Origin of the sequence: Actinomyces glycerinitolerans (assembly GCF_900098745.1) — a bacterium.
In the GTDB taxonomy this organism is placed as follows: domain Bacteria; phylum Actinomycetota; class Actinomycetes; order Actinomycetales; family Actinomycetaceae; genus Actinomyces; species Actinomyces glycerinitolerans.
In genome coordinates this window covers 268,767-289,335 of record NZ_FQTT01000012.1, presented here as the reverse complement: position 1 = coordinate 289,335, position 20,569 = coordinate 268,767, and the positions used below count along the sequence as shown (strand labels likewise).

13 protein-coding genes are annotated in these 20,569 nt (G+C 68.9%); 2 read left to right on the top strand and 11 right to left on the bottom strand.

The features are described from left to right. The 8 genes from ACGLYG10_RS11445 to ACGLYG10_RS16710 form a co-directional block, all read right to left on the bottom strand. Complete coding sequence (locus tag ACGLYG10_RS11445; RefSeq protein WP_139240965.1) at positions 1-561, bottom strand: hypothetical protein; 561 nt, start codon at positions 559-561, stop codon at positions 1-3. A 241-nt stretch (positions 562-802) separates the two neighbouring features. Next, positions 803-2,521, bottom strand: coding sequence for a dipeptide ABC transporter ATP-binding protein (locus ACGLYG10_RS11440; protein WP_073331941.1), 1,719 nt, complete (start codon positions 2,519-2,521; stop codon positions 803-805). A gap of 20 nt (positions 2,522-2,541) precedes the next feature. Next, entirely contained in the window at positions 2,542-3,510 is a 969-nt protein-coding gene (locus ACGLYG10_RS11435; RefSeq protein WP_073331939.1) for an ABC transporter permease, read from the bottom strand. After that, entirely contained in the window at positions 3,503-4,429 is a 927-nt protein-coding gene (locus ACGLYG10_RS11430; protein WP_073331936.1) for an ABC transporter permease, read from the bottom strand. The genes ACGLYG10_RS11435 and ACGLYG10_RS11430 overlap by 8 nt, the downstream gene beginning before the upstream one ends. Positions 4,430-4,505: 76 nt before the next feature. Further along, the gene (locus tag ACGLYG10_RS11425; RefSeq protein WP_073331933.1) at positions 4,506-6,119 is read right to left on the bottom strand and encodes a peptide ABC transporter substrate-binding protein; all 1,614 of its coding nucleotides are present in this window, start codon (positions 6,117-6,119) and stop codon (positions 4,506-4,508) included. 149 nt (positions 6,120-6,268) lie between these two features. Beyond that, complete coding sequence (gene aspS / locus ACGLYG10_RS11420) at positions 6,269-8,044, bottom strand: aspartate--tRNA ligase (RefSeq protein ID WP_073331931.1); 1,776 nt, start codon at positions 8,042-8,044, stop codon at positions 6,269-6,271. Positions 8,045-8,148: 104 nt separating this feature from the next. Further along, positions 8,149-8,862 (bottom strand): DNA-directed RNA polymerase II, encoded by a 714-nt coding sequence (locus ACGLYG10_RS11415; RefSeq protein WP_139240964.1) that lies wholly within the window; start codon positions 8,860-8,862, stop codon positions 8,149-8,151. Between the two features lie 40 nt (positions 8,863-8,902). Beyond that, positions 8,903-10,807, bottom strand: a complete 1,905-nt coding sequence (locus tag ACGLYG10_RS16710; protein ID WP_234415846.1) for a hypothetical protein — start codon at positions 10,805-10,807, stop codon at positions 8,903-8,905. 672 nt (positions 10,808-11,479) lie between these two features. Between ACGLYG10_RS16710 and ACGLYG10_RS11405 the strand changes: the two genes are divergently transcribed. Beyond that, on the top strand, positions 11,480-13,843 hold the full coding sequence (locus ACGLYG10_RS11405) for a DEAD/DEAH box helicase (RefSeq protein ID WP_073331926.1): 2,364 nt from the start codon (positions 11,480-11,482) through the stop codon (positions 13,841-13,843). 39 nt (positions 13,844-13,882) lie between these two features. Beyond that, positions 13,883-15,481, top strand: coding sequence for a cation:proton antiporter family protein (locus tag ACGLYG10_RS11400; protein WP_073331923.1), 1,599 nt, complete (start codon positions 13,883-13,885; stop codon positions 15,479-15,481). A 22-nt stretch (positions 15,482-15,503) separates the two neighbouring features. On the opposite strand, the gene ACGLYG10_RS11395 is transcribed toward ACGLYG10_RS11400, so the two are convergent. The 3 genes from ACGLYG10_RS11395 to hisS are packed head-to-tail and all read right to left on the bottom strand — an operon-like array spanning position 15,504 to position 20,416. After that, positions 15,504-17,216, bottom strand: a complete 1,713-nt coding sequence (locus tag ACGLYG10_RS11395; RefSeq protein ID WP_073331921.1) for a GTPase — start codon at positions 17,214-17,216, stop codon at positions 15,504-15,506. After that, the gene (locus ACGLYG10_RS11390; protein WP_073331918.1) at positions 17,213-18,988 is read right to left on the bottom strand and encodes a dynamin family protein; all 1,776 of its coding nucleotides are present in this window, start codon (positions 18,986-18,988) and stop codon (positions 17,213-17,215) included. The genes ACGLYG10_RS11395 and ACGLYG10_RS11390 overlap by 4 nt, the downstream gene beginning before the upstream one ends. Before the next feature lie 3 nt (positions 18,989-18,991). Next, complete coding sequence (gene hisS, locus ACGLYG10_RS11385) at positions 18,992-20,416, bottom strand: histidine--tRNA ligase (RefSeq protein WP_073331916.1); 1,425 nt, start codon at positions 20,414-20,416, stop codon at positions 18,992-18,994. Positions 20,417-20,569 lie beyond the last annotated feature (153 nt).

Here is a 20,569-nt window from a genome sequence, read left to right as displayed (position 1 = left end):
CTAATCCCGTTGCTGCCAGGTCACCTTGTTCATGACGTCGAAGGAACTGCCATTCCATAAGAAGTCCGCTTCCCCATGCCCGGTGGCGCAGGCGGTACAGGCCTCATCGGTGGCCAGGAACTCACCGGCCCACTCCAGATGGAAACCGTTCTCAATCGACTCGAGGGTGCCCTCGACCGCGCTGATCGCATTGCTCTGGTAGGGACCGGCGGCGATCTGAATCCCGGTCTCGACGGCGGGCGCTGTGGAAGCATCGTCGTAGAAGCCGATGTAGTCGTAGGCCAGGTTCCCGCCGCCCCAGCAGGAGAAGACGACGGCCCGGTATGGCTTGCCGGCGAGGGTCACCACGGCGGTCTGCTTGACCGTCACGCTCATCTGAATAGTGCCGTCCTCCATGCTGGCAAAGCCGTCAACGAGGTTCACCCGACCGTCAGCGCTCCCCCAAAAGGCGCATTGTTCGGGCACGATCACCTCACCGTTAATGAATGCGGCCTCATCCGGGACCGTAGCGTCCGCAGCAAGTGGCTGCGGCGTCGACGTCTCCTGGGCCGGCTGCGCCAAGGGCGCATCCGTGCTTGCGGAAACGGTTGGCTCCTCAGTGCCCGCTGCCGTCCTAGTTGCCGCTGCGGCGGAGCTTGATGGCCCCGTCGCGGATGCAATCGGGGCGGCGTCCCGATTCGCCGGGCCGCACCCCAGAACGGAGCCGGCCATGAGCAGCATCGCGACGACGGCAATGGCGCGCGCCCCCGAAGCACGGTTGCGCGCAGATGATTTACCCATCGCACACCACATTTCTTGCAGCCTAGTCGGTTGCAGCGCGGTACAGGTCGATACCCGCGCCAGGAACCGCCTCGATAAGGCGCTTGGTGTATTCCTCGCGCGGGTGGGCGAACAGCTCATCACTCGGCCCGGCCTCAACGAGCCGCCCCTGCTCCATGACGACGACGTCGTCGGCCAGCAGGCGCACGACCGCCAGGTCGTGGGTGATGAACAGGTAGCTCAACTCCAGTTCGGCCTGCAAGCTCGACAGCAGTTTAAGAATCTGCGCCTGCACCAGCACGTCCAGGGCGGAGACGGCCTCGTCCAGCACGACGATCTCCGGTCGTAGCGCCAGGGCCCTGGCGATGGCCACGCGCTGTCGCTGTCCCCCGGACAATTCGCCGGGATAGCGGCGCATGGCGCTGCGCGGCAGTGCCACCATATCCAGTAGCTCGGCTACCCGGTGCTCCCGTTCCTTGCGCGTGCCCACCCGATGTACCCGCAACGGTTCCTCCACCGAGGAGAACACCGAGTACATGGGGTTCAGGGACCCGTAGGGGTTCTGGAACACGGGCTGCATGACACGCCGTAGCTGGAACAGCTCCTGCTTGTTCAACGTCGATAGGTCGGTGCCGTGGTGGAACACCTTCCCACTGGTCGGGTCGATGAGGTTCAGGACAATGTTGGCGACGGTGGACTTGCCCGAACCGGACTCGCCGACCAGAGCCAGGGTGGTGCCCTTGCGCAACCCGAAGCTGACGTCGTCGACGGCCTTGAGGGTCCTGGCCTGCCCCTTGGCGCCGCGCACCGGGAATACCTTGGTCAGGTGCTCCACGCGCAGCACGTCTTCGGTTGACACTCGGCCCATGCCGGCGCCCAACAACTCATCCTCGGAAACTTCCACGCCCCGGGCGTGCGCCTGCTCAATGCGGTGGGAGGCGAGCGAGGGGGCCGCTTGCACGAGCCGCTTGGTGTAGGGGTGCTGGGGGTCCTTGAGGATCTCGAGGCTGGGGCCGGATTCAACAACCCGCCCGCGGTGCATAACCACCAGGTGCTCGGCCCGCTCGGCCGCCAGCCCTAGATCATGAGTGATCAGCAGCATGGCGGTGCCCCGCTCGCGGGTCAAGGTCTGCAGGTGGTCGAGGATGACCCGCTGGACGGTGACGTCCAGGGCGCTGGTTGGCTCGTCGGCGATGAGCAGGCTCGGGTCGGCGGCCATGCCGATGGCGATCAGGGCCCGCTGACGCATGCCACCGGAGAACTCATGCGGGTACTGCTTCGCGCGGCGGGCGGCATCCGGCAGACCGGCTTCGGTGAGCAGTTCGGTTACTCGGCGATCCAGCCGGCTGCCGGGCACCACGTTGTTGGCCCGCAGTGTCTCCTTGACCTGGCTGCCGATGGACCAGACCGGGTTGAGGTTACTCATCGGGTCCTGCGGCACCAGGCCGATGCGCGCTCCGCGCAGCGCGGTCATCTCCTTGGCGGAGATGCGGGTCAGGTCGCGTCCTTCGAACAGGATCTGTCCGCCGGTGACGCGGCCGGTCCCCGGCAGCAGGCCGATGACGGCGTGGGCGGTGGTCGACTTGCCGGAGCCCGACTCCCCCACGATGGCCACGGACTGGCCCGGGTAGACGGTGAGGTTCGCCTTGCGCACCGCCGGGACCAGGCCGGTGGAGGAGCGGAAGGCCACCTCGAGGTCACGGATCTCCAGCAGCGGCTGGTCCGGATCCGGGAGCTTCTCCGCGGCGGGTGTGTCGGTCATGGGCTTGGCGTTCACTTCATTCACTTGCGGGCCTTGGGGTCGAGGGCGTCGCGCACGACGTCACCCATCATGATGAAGCCGAGCACCGTCAGAGCCAGCGCACCGGCGGGGTAGAAAAGGATCCCGGGAGCATTGCGCAACGAGGACTGGGCGGCGGAGATGTCCGCACCCCAGGACACGATCGTTGCGGGCAGGCCGATTCCCAGGAAGGACATCGTCGCCTCGGTGACAATGTATGAGCCCAGCGACACTGTGGCGGTGACAATGATGGGGGCCGCCGCGTTGGGCAAGATGTGTCGGAACATGGTCGCCCATCTCCCGGCGCCCAGCGCCGTCGATGCAATGACAAACTCGTCGTTCTTGACTGACATGACGGCGCCGCGGGTGATGCGCGCGATCTGCGGCCAGCCGAAGATCCCCAGGACCAGCACCACAGTGAACACCGAACGGTGGGATTTGAACATGCTCATCACCACTATGGCGGCAAGCATGAAGGGCACGGCGAAGAAGATGTCAGTGACGCGCGACAGCAAAGTATCGAACCAGCCGCCGAAGTACCCCGCTATGGCACCGACCATGGAGCCGAGTACCACCACGAGCAGGGTGGTCAGCACCCCGACGCTCACGGATGCGCGTGCGCCATAGACGGTACGGGCGTAAATGTCGCAGCCCTGCTTGTCGAAGCCGAAGGGATGGCCGGCGCTCGCCGGGGCCAAGGAATTACCCAGCTCGCAGAATCGGGGATCGGTGTTGGTGAACAGCCCCGGGGCGACCGCTAACGCCACGGCGGCGAGGATCAGCAGCGCGGCGATCCAGAACAAGGGACGTCGGCGCAGTTGCTTCCACGCCTCACCCCACATCGACGCCGGCGCGGACTCGTCTGCGACGGCGTCCACCGCCCCCAGGCCGGTCTCGTCGATGTCGGAGACGAAGCGCTCCTGGCCGGGGCGGGGGGCAACGGGCGCGCCTGGTTGAAGAGTGTCAGGCATAGCGGATCCTCGGGTCGAGGGCGGCGTAGAGCAGGTCCACGAGTAGGTTGGAAATGATGAAGACGAGCACGAGCACGGTGGTGAAGGACACCACGGTTGTGCCCTGCCCTTGAAGGATCGCCCGATACAGGGTTCCACCGACGCCGTGAATGTTGAAGATTCCTTCGGTAACGATGGCACCGCCCATGAGCGCGCCCAGGTCTGCCCCCAGGAAGGTCACCACCGGTATCAGTGAGTTGCGCAGAATGTGGTGAGTAACCACGCGACGTTCTGAGATCCCCTTGGCGCGGGCAGTGCGCACGTAGTCCGCCGCCAGGTTTTCTCCCACGGAGGTGCGGGTCAGCCGCAGTACATAGGCGAAGGAAACGGCCGACAGCACCATGGCGGGCATGAGCAGGTCCCTTACGCCAGGATTGCTTCCCGCCGTCACCGGCAGCCAGCCGGCCTTGATGCCGATGAGGAACTGCAGCACGAAGCCGATGACGAAGGTGGGAACGGCGATCACCGTCATGGACAGGACCAGCACCGTGGCGTCGAATGCGCCTCCGCGGCGCAGTCCGGCCAGCGTTCCGATGATGATTCCGAAGACGCCTTCCAGCACCAACGCCATCACCGCCAGTTTTATGGTGACGGGGAAGGCCTGCGCCATCACTTCGGAGACGGGCTGGTGGGAGAAGGTGGTGCCGAAGTCGCCGGTGAAGATGCCCTTGATGTACAGCAGGTATTGCACTATGAAGGGCTGATCCAGGTGGTATTCGGCCCGGATCTGGGCGACGACGGCGTCCGACAGGGCGCGTTCCCCGCCCAGGGCGGCAACAGGGTCGCCGGGCAGTGCGAAGACCATGGCGTAGATCAGGAAGGTGGCCCCGAAGAACACGGGAATCATCTGCAAGAGTCTGCGTCCAACATAGCGGAGCATAGTGAGTCTTCCGGTGAGTGGTGTCCATGCTGTCGGGGCCGGACGGGCGCCCGTCCGGCCCCGACAGCTGGGAATGTCAGGCCTTGCTGATGGCGTAGTAGAGCGGAACAGAGTTCCAGCCCCACTTGACGTCGGACACCAGGGTCGAGTAACCGCCGAAGCCGTTCTGGTACCACAGCGGAATGGCCGGCAGGTCAGCGAACAGCAGCGTCTGTGCCTGTTCGTACAGGTTCAGCGCTTCGTCCGCGTCCGTGGTCTGCGCCGCCTGGTTCAGCAGATCATCGAACTCCGAGTTGGAGTAGTGGGCATCGTTGGAACCGGCTCCTGTCTGAAAAACGGCGCCAAGGAAGTTGGACATGGACGGGTAGTCGGCCTGCCAACCGGTGCGGAAGCCCGACTTGATGGTGCGGGCATTGATGTCGTCGCGCAACTCCCGGAAGGTGGGGTAGGAGTTGCCGGAGGCCTCGATGCCGAGGGTGTTCTTAATAGAGTTGCACACCGCGTCCACCCAGGTCTTGTGCGGGCCGTCGGCATTGTAGGCGATCGTGAATTCGCCCTCGAAGGGGCTGATGGCGTCTGCGGCCGCCCATGCCTCCTTCGCCGCGTCGGGATCGTAGGCGACCACCTCATTGCCCTCGACGTCCGCGGTCCAGCCCTCGATCACCGGCGAGGTGAAGTCGGAGGCCGGTGTGCGGGTCTCGTTGTAGATGGTGTCGCAGATCTCCTGTCGGTTGATGGCCAGCGATAGGGCCTTGCGGCGCAGACGTCCCTCCTCGTCCATCTTGAAGTGCTCGGAGTCGACGTCGATGGAGAAGCACTGGACGACGGCGCCGGGCTGGTTGACCGCCCGGTCGCCCAGGTCGTCCTTGAAGGTGGCCAGGGCGGAGTCCGGAATGGCGTCCAGGACGTCGACGGCATCGGACTGCAGATCCGCGTAGGCAGCGTCATAGTCGGTGTAGAACACGAAGGTGACGCCGTCGTTGACGGCCTTGCGCGGGCCGGTGTAGTCGGGGTTGGCAACCAGCTCGGCCCGATCGTTGTGGGTCCAGCTGGACAGCGTGTAGGGGCCGTTACCCACCGGGTTCTGTCCGAAGGCGTCGATGTCGTCGTAGGCGGACTCCGGCAGCGGGTAGAAGGCGGAGTAGCCCAGGCGCAGTGGGAAGTCCGACTGCGGCTCGGTCAGAGTAATGGTGAACTCGGTGTCGGAGACCTTCTTCAGGCCCGTCAGCTCCGAGTCCTTCTCCTCCGAGAACCCCTCAATGGGCTCGTAGAAGTAGTTGGACAGATGCGCGTTGGAGGCCTTTGCGCCGTAGTTCCACGCATTGATGAAGGAGTCGGCGGTGACGGGTGTGCCGTCGGAGAAGGTCCAGCCCTCGTTGAGAGTGACGGTGAAGGTCTGGTTGTCTTCGGTGGTGACGTCCTTGGCGACCTCGTTGACGATGCCGCCGTCGGCGTCGTAGCTGTACAGGCCGGCGAAGAGCAGATCAACGATGCGTCCGCCGCCAACCTCGTTGGTGTTGGAGGGAATCAGCGGATTCTGCGGCTCGGTGCCGTAGGCGAGCACGGGATTGCCTGCGGTCGAGTCGTCGGAGGTGTTGTTGGATCCGCATGCGGCCAGTGACAACAGCACGGCCGTTGAGGCCGCCCCAATGCCGAAGGCGCGGCGCGAGATGACAGTTGTGGTGTTCATCGGTCCTCTATGGTGGTTGTACCGGTTGGAGTGAGCGCGTCGGCGCGTCCGCGGTGACGCGTGCAGGCGCCGATGCTGCCACATCGACGGCTGAGACTATTCACATGCGCCTGAGAATACACACGTCGACGTGGTAACAAATCAGATTGTCAGACGTCGGCGTCCGGGACGGCGTCGACGCCGGCCTCCTTGCGCTGCTCGGGTGTGATCGGCGCGGGCGCGTCGGTGAGCGGGTCGTAGCCGCCGCCGGACTTCGGGAAGGCGATCACGTCGCGGATGGAGTCCGCGTGGGTCAGCAGGGACACGATGCGGTCCCAGCCGAAGGCGATGCCGCCGTGCGGCGGGGCGCCGAACTTGAAGGCGTCCAGCAGAAAGCCGAACTTCTCCTGCGCCTCCTCCGGCCCGATCCCCATGACCTTGAAGACGCGCTCCTGCACGTCACGGCGGTGGATACGGATGGAGCCACCACCGATCTCGTTGCCGTTGCACACGATGTCGTAGGCGTATGCGAGCGCCGAACCGGGGTCGGTGTCGAAGGTGTCCAGGCACTCCGGCTTGGGCGAGGTGAACGCGTGGTGAACCGCCGTCCAGGCGGACTTGCCCAGGGCCACATCGCCTTCGGCCTTGGCCTCGGCCGACGGCTTGAACAGGGGCGCGTCCACCACCCACACGAAGGACCAGGCGTTGTCGTCGATCAGGCCGCAGCGCTTGCCGATTTCCAGGCGCGCGGCACCCAGCAGGGCCCGGGAGGCATCCACGGTGCCGGAGGCGAAGAAGATGCAGTCTCCCGGCTTGGCCCCGGCGGCCTGCGCGAGGCCGGCGCGCTCGGCGTCGGTGATGTTCTTGGCGACCGGCCCGCCGAGAGTGCCGTCCTCGGCGACCGTCACGTAGGCCAGGCCGCGGGCTCCGCGCTGGCGGGCCCACTCCTGCCAGGCGTCGAAGGTGCGACGGGATTGCGAAGCCCCACCAGGCATGACCACGGCGCCGACATAGGGGTTCTGGAAGACCCGGAAGGTGGTGTCCTTGAAGAACTCGGTCAGGTCCACCAGCTCGAGTCCGAAGCGCAGGTCCGGCTTGTCGGTGCCGTAGCGCTCCATGGCGTCGCGATAGGTCATGCGCGGAATCGGGGTGGGCAGTTCGTAGTCGATCAGCGCCCATACTTCCTTCAGGACGTCCTCGGCTACGGCGATGACGTCCTCCTGGTCGACGAAGCTCATCTCGACGTCCAGCTGGGTGAACTCCGGCTGGCGGTCCGCGCGGAAGTCCTCGTCGCGGTAACAGCGGGCGATCTGGTAGTAGCGCTCCATGCCGGCCACCATGAGCAGCTGCTTGAACAGCTGGGGGCTTTGCGGCAGGGCGTACCAGGACCCCGGTGCGAGGCGCGCGGGCACCAGGAAGTCACGGGCGCCCTCCGGGGTGGAGCGGGTCAGCGTGGGCGTCTCGATCTCCACGAAGTTGTGGCCGTCCAGCACGCGCCGGGCGGCCTGAGACACCTTGGCGCGCAGCCGCATGGCATGCTGCATCGGGGTGCGGCGCAGATCGAGGTAGCGGTACTTCAGGCGGGTCTCCTCCCCCACCTGACCGGAATCCTCGGCATGGTCGGAGACCTGGAAGGGCAGCGCCGCCGCGGGATTGAGGATCTCGACGTCGGAGACGACAACCTCGATCTCCCCGGTGGGCAGGTTGGGGTTGGCATTGCCGTCGGGGCGTGCGGAGACCTCACCGGTCACCTGGAGCACGTACTCGGCGCGCAGGTCGTGGGCGACCTCCTCACGGATGACGACCTGGGCGATGCCGGAGGCATCACGCAGATCAATGAAGGCGACACCGCCGTGGTCACGGCGGCGATCCACCCATCCGGCGAGGGTGACGACTTCTCCGATGTCGGCTGCGCGCAGAGTCCCTGCATCACGGGTTCGCATCACGGTGCTGTTTTCCTTCCGTTGGGGACGCTGAGCCGGCGTCCGGCGGGGCGCACCGCGAGACGGGCGGGCGCCGGCGGCGATACTACGCCGGGCGCCCGGCGCATTCAGCGCCTGGCCGCGTATTCGAGCTCGCGCTCGTAGGCGAGCAGGCGACGGCGCTCGATCAGCATGATCACGCTCAATACCAGCAGCACCGCCGCCAGCGCGAGCAGCACTGTGGTTACCACCGGCAGTGAGACCGAGGCCCAGCCGGTCCTTGCGGCGCCGGCGTCTCCCGAGTCGCCGCCGGCGGCGACGGCGGGGGCGGTGGGCTCGACCGAGGGGGTGGCGACGGTGGTGGGCGTTGGCGTGGAGGGCACCGTGGAGGCTCCCCCGCCAATGATGGTGACGTCCGCGACGGTGAAGTAGGGGCTCTTGTTGGTGTAGTCCAGAGTGCGCACGGTGTTGGTCGGAATGTCCTCCCCCGCCGTCACTATGAAGCGCAGCCAGTGGGCGCCCTTGGCCACATCGGCAGGCAACTCGACCGCGCCGGCGTAGGTGCCGTCTTCACCCACGGTCAACTCGCCGACCACACCGGGCTGACCGCCTGGGCCGGGGTCGGCGTCGTCGATGAGGATCGCGACTTCGGCTCCCTGGGGGAAGCCTGAAAGCGTGAAACTCAAGGTGCCGCCGACGGCGATGGTGGACGGACTCACGGTGGAGGCGGTACCGGTGGTCGAATCGCCCGTGAATGTGTCGGCCTGTGCGCCGACGGAGGGCAGCAGAACGAGCGCCGTGGCTATCAGCACCACCAGCGTCCGCAACCATGCACGTGGCACGGCCCCTCCTCCCGTTACCCGACTGTAACGAGCATACATGTTATCTGCTGCGGACTCGTGTCTTTGCGCCGCCGAACGTGGGAACCGCGAGCAGTATGAATGACGCCGCACCGATCACGAGCAGTCCCGCTGCACCGGCGAGTTTCCACCCGTCGGCGCCCAGCGCACTGTGATCGGCCAGGTCCTCGCCTGTGAGCAGGGTTACGCCTGCGGGTTCACCGCCCTCGTCGTTCGCAGGCTCGGTGATTTCCAACTGGGCCCAGCCCAGCAGTTGGGAATCGCGGTCCCCTACGGCAATCTTGTAACTGCCCGGATCCAGCGTGGAGATGTCCAGCGACACGGAATTGTCTGCGTCAACCTGGACCCACCCGCCGGTGGTGGCGCCGGGGTAGACGAATACGGCCACCCAGTCGCCCTCCTCGACCTTCGCCGACGGGAAGAACAGGGTGATGGTGGTGCCTTCACGGGTGCCCGATAGGGAACCGGCGTTACCGGGTACCAGTTCATTGGGGCTCCGCACGGGGGACGCCGGGGCGGTGCTCGGCCGTACGTTCGCGTCGGTGGCCGCTGGTTCCGCCGCCGCATCGACGGACGTGCCCGCGTCAACGGCGGCTGCAGCCGACCCCGGTGCCCCGGTGGTGGAGGGCACCTGCACGACCAAGGGGTCGACGTCGACGCCCTCGTTGAGAACCTCAAACCCAGAGCGGGGATTAACTGCGGTCGCCGAGCCGGCACTCGACGGGCCACCCGTGCCCTGGCCGCCCGGATGCTCCGCCGCGGTGCCGGTCGCGGCCGCCCGCGGTGTGGCCGCCGGCGTCGGCGCGACCGCTGCCGCAGTGGGTACCGTCGCAGTCCCCGGAGTAGTTGGGACGGGGGAAGTGGTGGGCTCCGCCGACGCCTGAGCGGTTGGCTCTACGGCGGGTGCGGTGCTGGGCGCAGCCGTTGGCTCCGCGGTGGGTGAGGCGCTCGGCAGCGGCGTCGGGGCCTGCGAGGACGCAGGCGAGGGCACAACGGTGGGTTCGACGCTCGGCACCGCGGTGGGTTCCGCGCTCGGCTGGGCGCTCGGCTCCCCGCCACCCGAGCCGGAGATGTGCACGACGATGGGTGCGGCCCCGCCGGCGGGCGTAGCAGAGATCGTGTACCCGTCGCCCACAGTTACGCCGGCGGCAGCCAGGGCCGCCGCGGAGACGGTGAATTGCCTGCCGGAGAACTCGGCGAGCACGGTCACCGAATCGGTATGCCCATCGGCGTCGGTGACGTCCAGTGCGACCTTGAAGGCACCGCCGATGTTGGTGCTGCGCCCGAATGTCCAGCCCGTACCGGTCAGCGTGCCGTCTGCGTAGCTGAGGGTCGAACCCGCTGTCGCCTCGGGCAGGCGCACGTCGACGGTGAAGGTATCGATGCTCTGCCAGTCCTGATCGGCCGCCCGGCGCCACTGCATGGTGAAGGTGTCCACATGCGGGTCCATGGCCTGGGTGAAGGGCCACAGGGGCAGGGCGTAGTCCGAGCGCCCATTGGTGAACACGGGGTAGATGGTGGCCGACTGTGCCGAGCCGATGGCGCTCACCAACCGCACCTGTACGGGGACCGACACACTGCCAGCGCTGCCGAGCGGCTGCCCCTGGGCATCCTGCCAGCCGGAGAACACCAGAACCGGCCGGTCGGTGCTGGAGGATGACACATAACTGGCGCCGGGGTTGCGCACGGTCACGGTCGCGCCTGCGGCGCGCTGCGGAGTCGTGGTTGCGGCGGGAGCGGCCAAGACCGCCTGCGCCGGCGTGGGAGAGGCCATCTCGCCGTCCGCGTCGTTGCCGATCGCGGCGGTGACGCTGGCGGTCACTGCGGCCGGCCCGCCCTGAAGCTCGGCCGCCTGCCAGTGGCCGACGGCGACCGCGGCGCCGGCGCCAACGGAGGTCGCCAGGATCACTCCGAGCGCAGCTGGCACCGTGAACGCGACCCGCAGCGCTGGTCTGTGGGTCGCGCGGGTTGACTTGCTGTGGCGCGGGAGATGGGTCATCTATTCGGAACTCGTCTGTTGGCCTTGGTCTGGTCGGAACCGCGCCGGCAAAATCGCCGTCGCGGCGTCGACGGGACGTAGCCCGCATGCACTTCCGGGCGGCCTCGGGAATCCTGACATACAGGACCCTCAGGGGCTCGGAGGAAATGCCGTGGGCTACCCCAACGGGTTTCGATAGTATCGCCCAATTTGCTTGCGCGACACTGAAATGCCGGGAGCGTGGGCGGATTCACCTGCTCGTTCCGATTCGGCTCGGTTCACCACGGCGTCGCGGGCCGCACCGCGAGACCGGTGTCACGTGTGACCTGATGCGCGCAGCGGCGGGGAGTCCTCAAATCGTTACCATACGTCCGTAAGCTATGACTCAGGAGTGATCCGTGCTGTGAGCCCCGTTCGCGGCTCGTTCTGCCGCTCCCCAATTGTGCGGCACCGAGCGTGATCCCGTGAGTTAGTACGTGAAGCCCGCAAGTCCCCGCCGGTAAGTCCACGCGGGTGCCGGGCGAGTGTGGTGGGTGCGGCGCGGCAAGAGCGGAGGCCGCCCGGTCTCCCCCACACTCCGCGACCGGTTCCCCAAGCGGAACCAGATACGGGAAACAGACGATGACAGCCACCCCGACTGGGGCATCTGCGCCCTTCGGCCCCTCCGACGACAACACCTTCGGCTCCGCCCTCGGCATCGACGACCTGTTCAGTGCCGAAATCGGCGGCGCCACTCCAAGCGCCCCCGCCGACGCCGACGACCAGGTAGCCGCACCCCACTCGACCCCCGACTCACCGCAGTCCGCCGCATCCTTCGACACGCCCGCATCCTCCGACTCTCCGGAGGACCCCGAGGGCCTGGAGGACGAGGACGAGGCCGACGATTTCGACCTGAACCTGCCCGAGTCCGATCCCGAGGACCCCGACTCCGACATCGACGAGTCCGATGAGGTCGACGACGACGTCGCCGACGATGAGGAGGATGTCGACGGTCACACCCCCTTCGTCGATGACGCGCAGGACGAGGACGCGCAGGACGAGCCCGCCCGCGCGCCCGAGGACGTCACCTTCGACGACCTGGGCCTGCCCGCCGACCTGCTCAAGGCCGTAAAGGACATGGGCTACACCACCCCCACACCCATCCAGCGCGAGGCGATCCCCGTTCTGCTGTCCGGCCGCGACGTCGTCGGTATTGCCCAGACCGGCACCGGTAAGACGGCCGCCTTCGGGCTGCCGCTGCTGGACGCCGTCGACGCCCATGACGGAGCGGTGCAGGCCCTGGTGCTGGCACCCACCCGTGAGTTGGCCCTCCAGAGCGCCGAGGCGATCACCGATATGGCCGCCCGCTCCCGCGGGCTCGACGTGGTAGCCGTCTACGGCGGCGCCCCGTACGGTCCCCAGATCGGGGCGCTCAGGGACGGTGCGCAAGTAGTCGTGGGCACGCCCGGGCGCATCATCGACCTGATCGAGAAGGGCGCTCTGACCCTGGATGAGGTGAAGTACTTCGTCCTGGACGAGGCCGACGAGATGCTGCGCATGGGCTTCGCCGAGGACGTGGAGACGATCGCCGCCACCATTCCGGCCGAGCGCCGCACCGCCCTGTTCTCCGCGACCATGCCGCCCGCCATCCAGGCGGTCGCGCGCCAGCACCTGGACAACCCGGTGCGAGTGGAGGTCTCCCGCCAGGCCTCCACCGTGGACACCGTCCGCCAGACCTACGCGGTGGTGCCCTTCCGTCACAAGATCGGGGCGGCCGCACGCGTGCTGGCGGTCACCGATGCCGAGGCCGCCCTCGTGTTCGTGCGCACCAAGTCCACCGCCGAGGACGTGGCCATCGAGCTGGCCGGCCGCGGCATTCAGGCCGCCGCCATCTCCGGCGACGTGCCTCAGCGCGAGCGCGAGCGGCTGGTTGAGCGCCTGCGCAACGGCACCCTCGATGTGCTGGTAGCCACCGACGTCGCCGCCCGCGGACTGGACGTGGACCGCATCGGCCTGGTCGTCAACTTCGACGTGCCCCGCGAGGCCGAGGCCTACGTGCACCGCATCGGCCGCACCGGCCGCGCCGGCCGCCACGGTGAGGCCGTCACCTTCCTGACTCCCAAGGAGAAGGGCAAGCTCCGCCAGATCGAGCGCCTGACCGGCGCCCGCCTGGAGGAGATCACACTGCCCTCCCCCGCGGACGTGTCCGAGCACCGGGCCGGCAAGCTGTTGGACCGGGCCGCCGCTCGGCACGAGCGCGGCCGCCTGGACATGTATGCCCGGCTGGTGGCCGCCAAGAGCGAGGAGCTCGGAATCGACGCCGACGAGCTGGCCGCCACGCTGCTGGCCCTCGCCGTCGGCGACGAGGGACCGCGCCGTCGTGACGACGGCGAGCGTCCGCGCCGCGGGAACCGCGAGGAGCGCCTGGACGACGACGGGACCTTCGTCTCCGCCTCCTTCGAGGGTGACCGCCGTGGCCGCCGCGGGGACCGCATCGAGGGCAAGCCCGGCGCCAGCCGCGGCGGCCGCCGCTATCACGACGAGGGCTCCGGCACCGTCTACCGCATCGAGGTCGGCCACCGCGACCGGGTGCTGCCCGGCGCGATCGTCGGGGCGCTGGCCAACGAGGGCGCCATCTCCGGCTCCGACATCGGCAAGATCGACATCCTGCAGTCCTTCTCCCTGGTCGAGATTCACACGCCGCTGAGTGAGGAGCAGTTGGAGCGTATGCGGCACGCCACCTTCGCCGGCCGGGAGCTGCGCATCCGCGTGGACGAGGGGCCGGGTTCCGGTTGGGACGAGGACCGCGGCGGCCGCTCGGGCGGTGGCTTCCGCGGGCGGAACAACGACCGTGGCTCGGGACGTTACGACCGTGGCGGATTCAAGCGGCGCTACGACCGCGATGACCGTCGTAACGACAGGAACGACAGGAACGGCCGCTGGGGCAACCGCGGTTGGAACAACGGTCGCAAGGGCGGATTCCGCGGTAATCGCGACGGGCGGTGACGCCCCCGGCCCGGAACCCGACCGTGGGGAGGAGAATGCATGATCCCTGCCGTGTATCTGCTCGCGGTGGTGGTGTTCGGCTTCGCCGCGACCCTGCTGCGTCTGCCTCCCCTGGTCGGGTTCCTCGCCGCCGGCTTCGTGCTGGGCTCCTCGCCGCTGCCGAACCTGGAGTTCGTTGAGGTCCTGGGCGACCTCGGCGTGGCGGTGCTGCTGTTCACGATCGGGCTCAAGCTCGACCTGCGGGTGCTGCGTCGCAAGGAAGTCGCGGGTACGGCGGTCATCGTCATGACGGTGCTTTCCGTCCTGAGCGCGGCCGTTGTGGCCGCGCTGCTGGCCCTGGGCCTGGACCTCGGCGCCACCACGCCGGGCGGTATCGCCGCCGTCGGCTTCGCCCTGTCCTTCTCCTCGACGGTCGTGGTGGTCAAACTACTCGAGGACCGCGACGACGCCGGTTCCCTGTATGGGCGGATCGCCATCGGCGTGCTTGTGATCCAGGACATCGCCGCGGTGGCGTACATGACGATCGCCTCCGGCCGGCTGCCCAGTCCCTGGGCCGCCGCCCTGGTGTTGCTGTGGCCGGCATCCCGACTGTTCGGCAAGGTGCTTGACCGCATCGATCACCGGGAGATGCGCGCCCTGTTCGGCATGTCGATGGCCCTGCTGCCCGGCTATCTGCTCTTCGACCTGGTCGGTATCGACGGGGATCTGGGCGCGCTGATCATGGGAGCGCTGCTGGCGTCACACCCGGCCGCGAAGGAGCTGTCCAGCGCCCTGTTCACCATCAAGGAGATCCTGCTGGTGGGGTTCTTCCTGGCCATCGGCCTGGACGGGGTCCCCGACACGGCCGCCTTCGAGTTCGCGGGCGCCCTGCTGCTCCTGTTGCCGGTGCGCTCACTGGTTTACACGCTGGTGGTGCGCGCGCTGGGTATGCGGCGACGCACCTCGGTGCTAACCGGCCTGGCGCTTACGGCCTACAGCGAGTTCGCGCTCATCGTGGTGGGCACCGCCGCCGACCACGGGCTACTCGGCGCGCAATGGCCGGCCGCCGTCTCCCTGGCCCTGGCACTGTCCTTCGTGGTTTCCGCACTGGTCAACCACAAGCCGGTCTCCCTGGTGCGCTGGCTGTCCGGGCTGCTCCCCCACCGCCCCGCCAGCACGCTGCACCCCGACGAGCAGCCGCTTCGGCTCGACGGCGTTTGCACCGTCGTCTTCGGCATGGGACGGGCGGGACGCTCCACGTACACCAGGCTGTACGCCGACGGGGAGTCGGGCGTGCTCGGCATCGACAACGACGCTACGAAGGTGGAGGAACTGACGCGCCAGGGCTTCAACGTGCTGGAGGCGGACGCCACCGACCAGCAGTTCTGGGAGCGGCTGGAGGCCGTGCACGTGTCCACGGTGGTGCTGGCCATGTCCGAGCCGGGCGCCAACGTACACGTACTGGACTGGTTGGACCGTTCACATTTCGAGGGCCGGGTTCTGGCGATCGCCCGCTACGACGACGAGGCCGCCTCGATGCGGGCGGCGGGCGTCGACGTGGTGATCAACCTGTACGAAGGCGCCGGTGAAGCGCTTGCCCGCGCGGCCGAGTCGCTCGATTCTGGATCATCAGCGCCCGACAGTAATGCCGGGCGCTGAACCGGTGCGCTGAGGCTCCGGTTCAGCGCACCGGCGGTGAGCACAGGCCGTCCAGCAGTGCCCGGACCTCCCCGATACGTGCAAGCTCCACATCCAGCGGCTCGACCAGGGTGGTTGCTAAGACCTCGGCCACCGCTTGGCGCAGGCGCCCGTTGACGCGTCTGCGCCGGCGTGCGGCGCCGACTCGCGCCAGGGCCGTACCGCTCAGCCCGAGTACCAGGCCGATCAGAAGGCCACCGAGCAGCAGCACGGTGGGCCAGGGCAGGTGCCCCCAACGCGGCGGCTCTGCCGCCAACAGCAGGTAGCGGTTCATAACGCGTAGGACCAGGAGCCAAAACCCACCAACCAGCGCCGTGAACGCCAGCAGCACCTGCAGCGCATTCGCGCACGTCCACCAGCGGGGGCGACTGTTCTGCTCCAGGTCCGTACGCCCGACGGCGGCGTCCAGCCGGTCATAGAGCTGCTCCGCCCGCGGGCTCAGCCGCTCGCACACCTGCTCCTGGGCGGTGGCCGGAAGCCGACTGGTCCGTGCTGCCATGTAGCCTCGGGCGGTTGCGCGCAGGGCAGCGTCGGCGGCCGCATCGGGAGCGGGCAGGGAGGTGCGCGGAACCGGCGGCGCCGCGGAGCCCGACGACGCCCGGCGGGCGTGGACGTCGTCTCCCAGATGCAGAGCCCGCAACGGGTCTCTGCGCAGACGTGCGAGCCAGCGCGCCGGCAACCAGCCCACGCGGACTGCCGCCCCCAGTCGCATGGAGTCGCCGACCGCATCGGCGACTCGATCCGTGCCCACCGCGCGGCAGGCCGCCTCCCGAAGGGCCACGAGGGCCTCACGCTCGCCGCTACCGGAGGATCCCGCTGCAGCCGCGGAGTCGGACTCCAGCCAATTGCGGATGCGAACGGCCAGCGCCCGAGCGTCGGCGGCCAGACGCGCCCGGCTCACGTCCTCGGCGGCGGCGACCTCACGGATACGGGCCCGCAACTCCTGCACGCCCTGCCCGGTGCGGGCACTGACTTCGATGACATCCACGCCCTCCAGGCCCTCGCGGGCCAGGAGGCGGGCGAGGTCATGGGTGGCCGCCGTCCGCTCGGCCTCGTTCAGGCGGTCGACCTGATTGAGGGCCACGACGGATACGGCGGCGTGCGCGGCCATGGGCGCTATGAACTCGTGGTGGATGACGGCGTCGGCGTACTTCTCCGGATCCAGGACCCACACCAGCACGTCGACCAGGCCCGCCAGACGCTCGGCAATCACCCGGTGCCGCCGGACGTCGGAGTCGATGTCCGGCAGGTCCAGGAGAATGGTGTTCTCCCCGACCCCGACGGAGGCGGGTCCCCAGGACGGGGACTCGGGCAGCCGCACCCGTGCGTCGACCGCGAGCCAGTCCAGTAGCCGCCCCGCCGCGCCGTCCGCCTCCGGTCCCGGTGAGGCGGGCAGTGCGGCCAGCGGCTGGGTCGTCGTCGGCCGGGTAACCGCGGTGGGTGCCGCGTCGACTCCGCAGATCGCGTTGAACAGGCTCGACTTGCCCGAGCCCGTCGCCCCCAGGAGCGCGACCACACTGATCCCCGGGGCGATGAGTCGGCGCTGTCCGGCGCGGTCAAGCAGGGCGCGGGCGGCCTCAAGGAGGTCTGCGGGCAAGAGCCCGTCGCCGGCCTCCACCAGGCGGGCGAGCATGACCAGCGGGTCCTCAGGGGTGTCGACTCCCGCATCGACCGGGGTGGGCTTGCGGATTCTCATCTGGCGTCCTCCCCCGTCAGCCGCCCGACGGCGCCGGTGACCTCCTGCAGGTGCTCCGCAAGCTGCTCGGGGCGCGGCGAGGGAGCCGGCAGCGCCTGGGTGAAGACGGCCTGCTCCTCTTGGAGGAAGGCCGCGACTCGCTCGTTGAGGGCTAGACGGGAGCGGCGGGCAAGGTCACGCATGGCCTGGTCGCCGAAGACGGCCTCCAGCAGTCGCTGTGCGACCACGGCGGCGCCGCCTGCAATCCCAACCTCCACGCCCGTCAGGCCGCCGGTGTGGGCGAAGACGACCACCATGAGGGCCACGCCGGTGCCGTTGACTCCCAGTGACACCAGCCGCGCGGTCAGGCGCTTGTCCGCTCCTTCTGCGCGGACCAGGTTCAACACGTCGCCCTGCCAGTCCCGTACCAGCTGTTCGGCCCGCTGCGTGCGCTCCGCCACCGTCGGCAGCGCGGAGATGGCACACGACAGTGGGTAGGCGGCGGTGCCGGCGCGCCGCCAGGTCTGCTCCGTCTCCAGGCGGGCGCGCTGTGCCTCGTTCACGAGCAGCATTGTCAGCGAGGACTCGATGGCCTCCTCGACGCGCTCGGCGGGTGCGGGGCGCCCCAATACCGCCGCGGTAACGCGGTCGCGCAGGCGGCTGACCTGGGACTCGAGCCCGCGCAGGAGCTCGCCCGTGCCGACCAGCTCCTGCCAGCGGGCAAGCACCTCGCCGCGCAGCATCGAGCCGTCCTCGGTCGCCTGGGTGACCCGGTCCAGGGCCTCCGCATGGATCGTCGCGGTGGCGTAGGCCAGACGGCCGCGTTCGGCCTCCTGGGCGCGGACCGCGTCCAGCACGCCGTCCATTCCGGCGAGGGCGGAGCCGAGTGCCCCGGTCAGGGTGCGTCGGGCCACGTCGCGCCGCGCCGCGGCGTCGACCGCAAGTGCGCCGAGCCAGTGCCGCAGCGGCGCCACATATTCGTCGGACAGGAAACCATCCGGGTCGAGTCTGGTCTCCGGGATTACGAAAACCGGGCAGGAGGACAGGCCGGCGGCGTCCAGGCGGCGGCGCAGGTCCTTGCCGACCGCCTCGTCGGCGCCGGCGGGAACGCGGTCCAGGACCACCGCCGTGACGATGTCGCGCGCGGCGGCGGCACGCAGGTGCTCCCATACGACGGCGTCGGCGTAGCGGGAGGCGGTGGTAACGAAGATCCACAGGTCGGCAGCAGCCAGCAGCGTGGCGGAGAGTTCCCGGTTCTCGTCGACGACGGAGTCCACGTCGGGCGCGTCCAGGAGCGCGAGCCCCGCGGGCAGGGTCGAACAGGAGCGAACCTCGACCTCGCGCGGCGTGTGCAGGCCCGCCGCCGTCGGCTCCGCGCCCTCCGCGACGCGCACGTGGGCGAGCGATCCGAGTACCCGGGATCCGTCGAACCAGGCGTCGTCGCCGGTGGCGTGCAGCAGCAGGGGACGGCGCGTCGTCGGGCGGATCGCGGAGGAGACGGCCACCCGTCGGCGCACGAGCGAGGACACCAGCGCGGACTTGCCGGCCCCGGTGGAGCCGCCGACCACGGCGAGCAGGGGCGCGTCCATCGCCTTCAGGCGCGGCAGGACGTAGTCGCCGAGCTGATCGCGCACGATCCGGGCCGTGCGGGCGGCGGTGTCCGCCCCCGCCAGCGCGTACGGCAGGCTGAGGCCGGACAGGTCGCCGCGCAGGCGGCTCAGGGCGGCCTCGGTGTCGCCGATACCGGCGGTGCCGAGCGGAGGAGGCGGCGCGGCCCCCGCGTCAGCACTCACGACTCAGCCCTGCTCACCCGCTTGGCCTGCCGCCGCGCCGACCGGGCGCAGACGCGGAGCGAGGTCGGCCTCGTCGGCGGGGAGCCAGGTGGCGGCGTCGGCGGGCACCTGCTCGCCGGAGCGGATGTCCTTGACCGAGTCGGGCTCGCCTTCGGCGCCGGGGAACCACACATAGGGAATGCCCCGCTTGTCGGCGAAGCGGATCTGCTTGCCGTACTTGGCGGCCGTCGGGGACACGTCGGCGGCAATGCCACGGGAGCGCAGCGCGTCGGCCACGGAGTCGGACACATCGCGGTGCTCCTCGTCGGTGACCGCAACCAGCACGGCCGTGGGCACGGCCCGAGTCACCTCCAGCATGCCGGCGCCAATCACCCTGGCCAGCAGGCGGGACAGGCCGATCGAGATGCCCACGCCCGGGAAGGTGCGCTTGCCGTCGGAGGCCAAGGAGTCGTAGCGGCCGCCCGAGCACACCGAGCCCAGGTCCTCGTGGCCGGCCATGAAGGACTCGTAGACGGTGCCCGTGTAGTAGTCCAACCCGCGGGCGATCTTGAGGTCGGCGACGATGGCGCCGGGGCGGCGGCGCGCGGCGGAGCGCAGCAGCTCGGACAGCTCGTCCAGGCCCTGGACCAGCAGCTCGCCGGGGTCGGCGCCGTTGAGCGCGGACAGCACGTCGGCACGTACCCGCTCGGCGTCGGCGCCCGTGATCTCCGCCAGCCGCAGGGCCGCGTCGGCCTGCTCCGGGGTGATGCCCACGACGTCGACCAGCTCGGTGGCGACCCGGCCGGCGCCGATCTTGTCGAGCTTGTCCACCACGCGCAGCACCTCCGCCAGCTGATCCTCGCAGACACCGACCGACTGGTAGAAGCCCTGCGCGACCTTGCGGTTGGACACGTGGATGGTGACGGCGGGGATCGGCAGCGCGCTCAGCGCCTCGTGCATGATCAGCGGCATCTCCACGTCGTGGTACAGCGGCAGGGCGCCATCCCCGACGACGTCGATGTCCGCCTGAACGAACTCGCGGAAGCGGCCCTCCTGCGGGCGCTCGCCGCGCCAGACCTTCTGGATCTGGTAGCGCTTGAACGGAAAGTGCAGGGTGCCGGCGTTGTCCAGCACGTAGCGGGCGAAGGGCACGGTCAGGTCGAAGTGGAGCCCGAGCTGCTTGGCCGGGTCGGTCTCCTCCGCCTCGCTGGGGTCCGCCTGGAGGCGGGAGAGCAGGTAGACCTCCTTGCTGGTCTCGCCCTTGCGGGTGAGCTCCGACAGCGGCTCAACGGCGCGGGTCTCGATCCCGCTGAATCCATGCAGCTCGAAGGTGCGGCGCAGGGTGTCGATGAACTGCGTCTCGACGATGCGGGCCGCGGGGAGCCACTCTGGGAAACCGGAGAGGGACGATTGTGCCTGTCGGACCTGGGCTGCTGTCATGGGCCGCATTGTGTCATGCCATCTCGCGAAACGTGGGAGCCGGATGCGCGGCCGCATGCGGCGAATCGTCGACTCCAACGGGACAGCAAGGCCCGGTCCCATGCCGGCGTCGGCCAGTGCAACGTGGTTGAGCTCCCGGAGGTGATCCCAGATCGCCCGCCG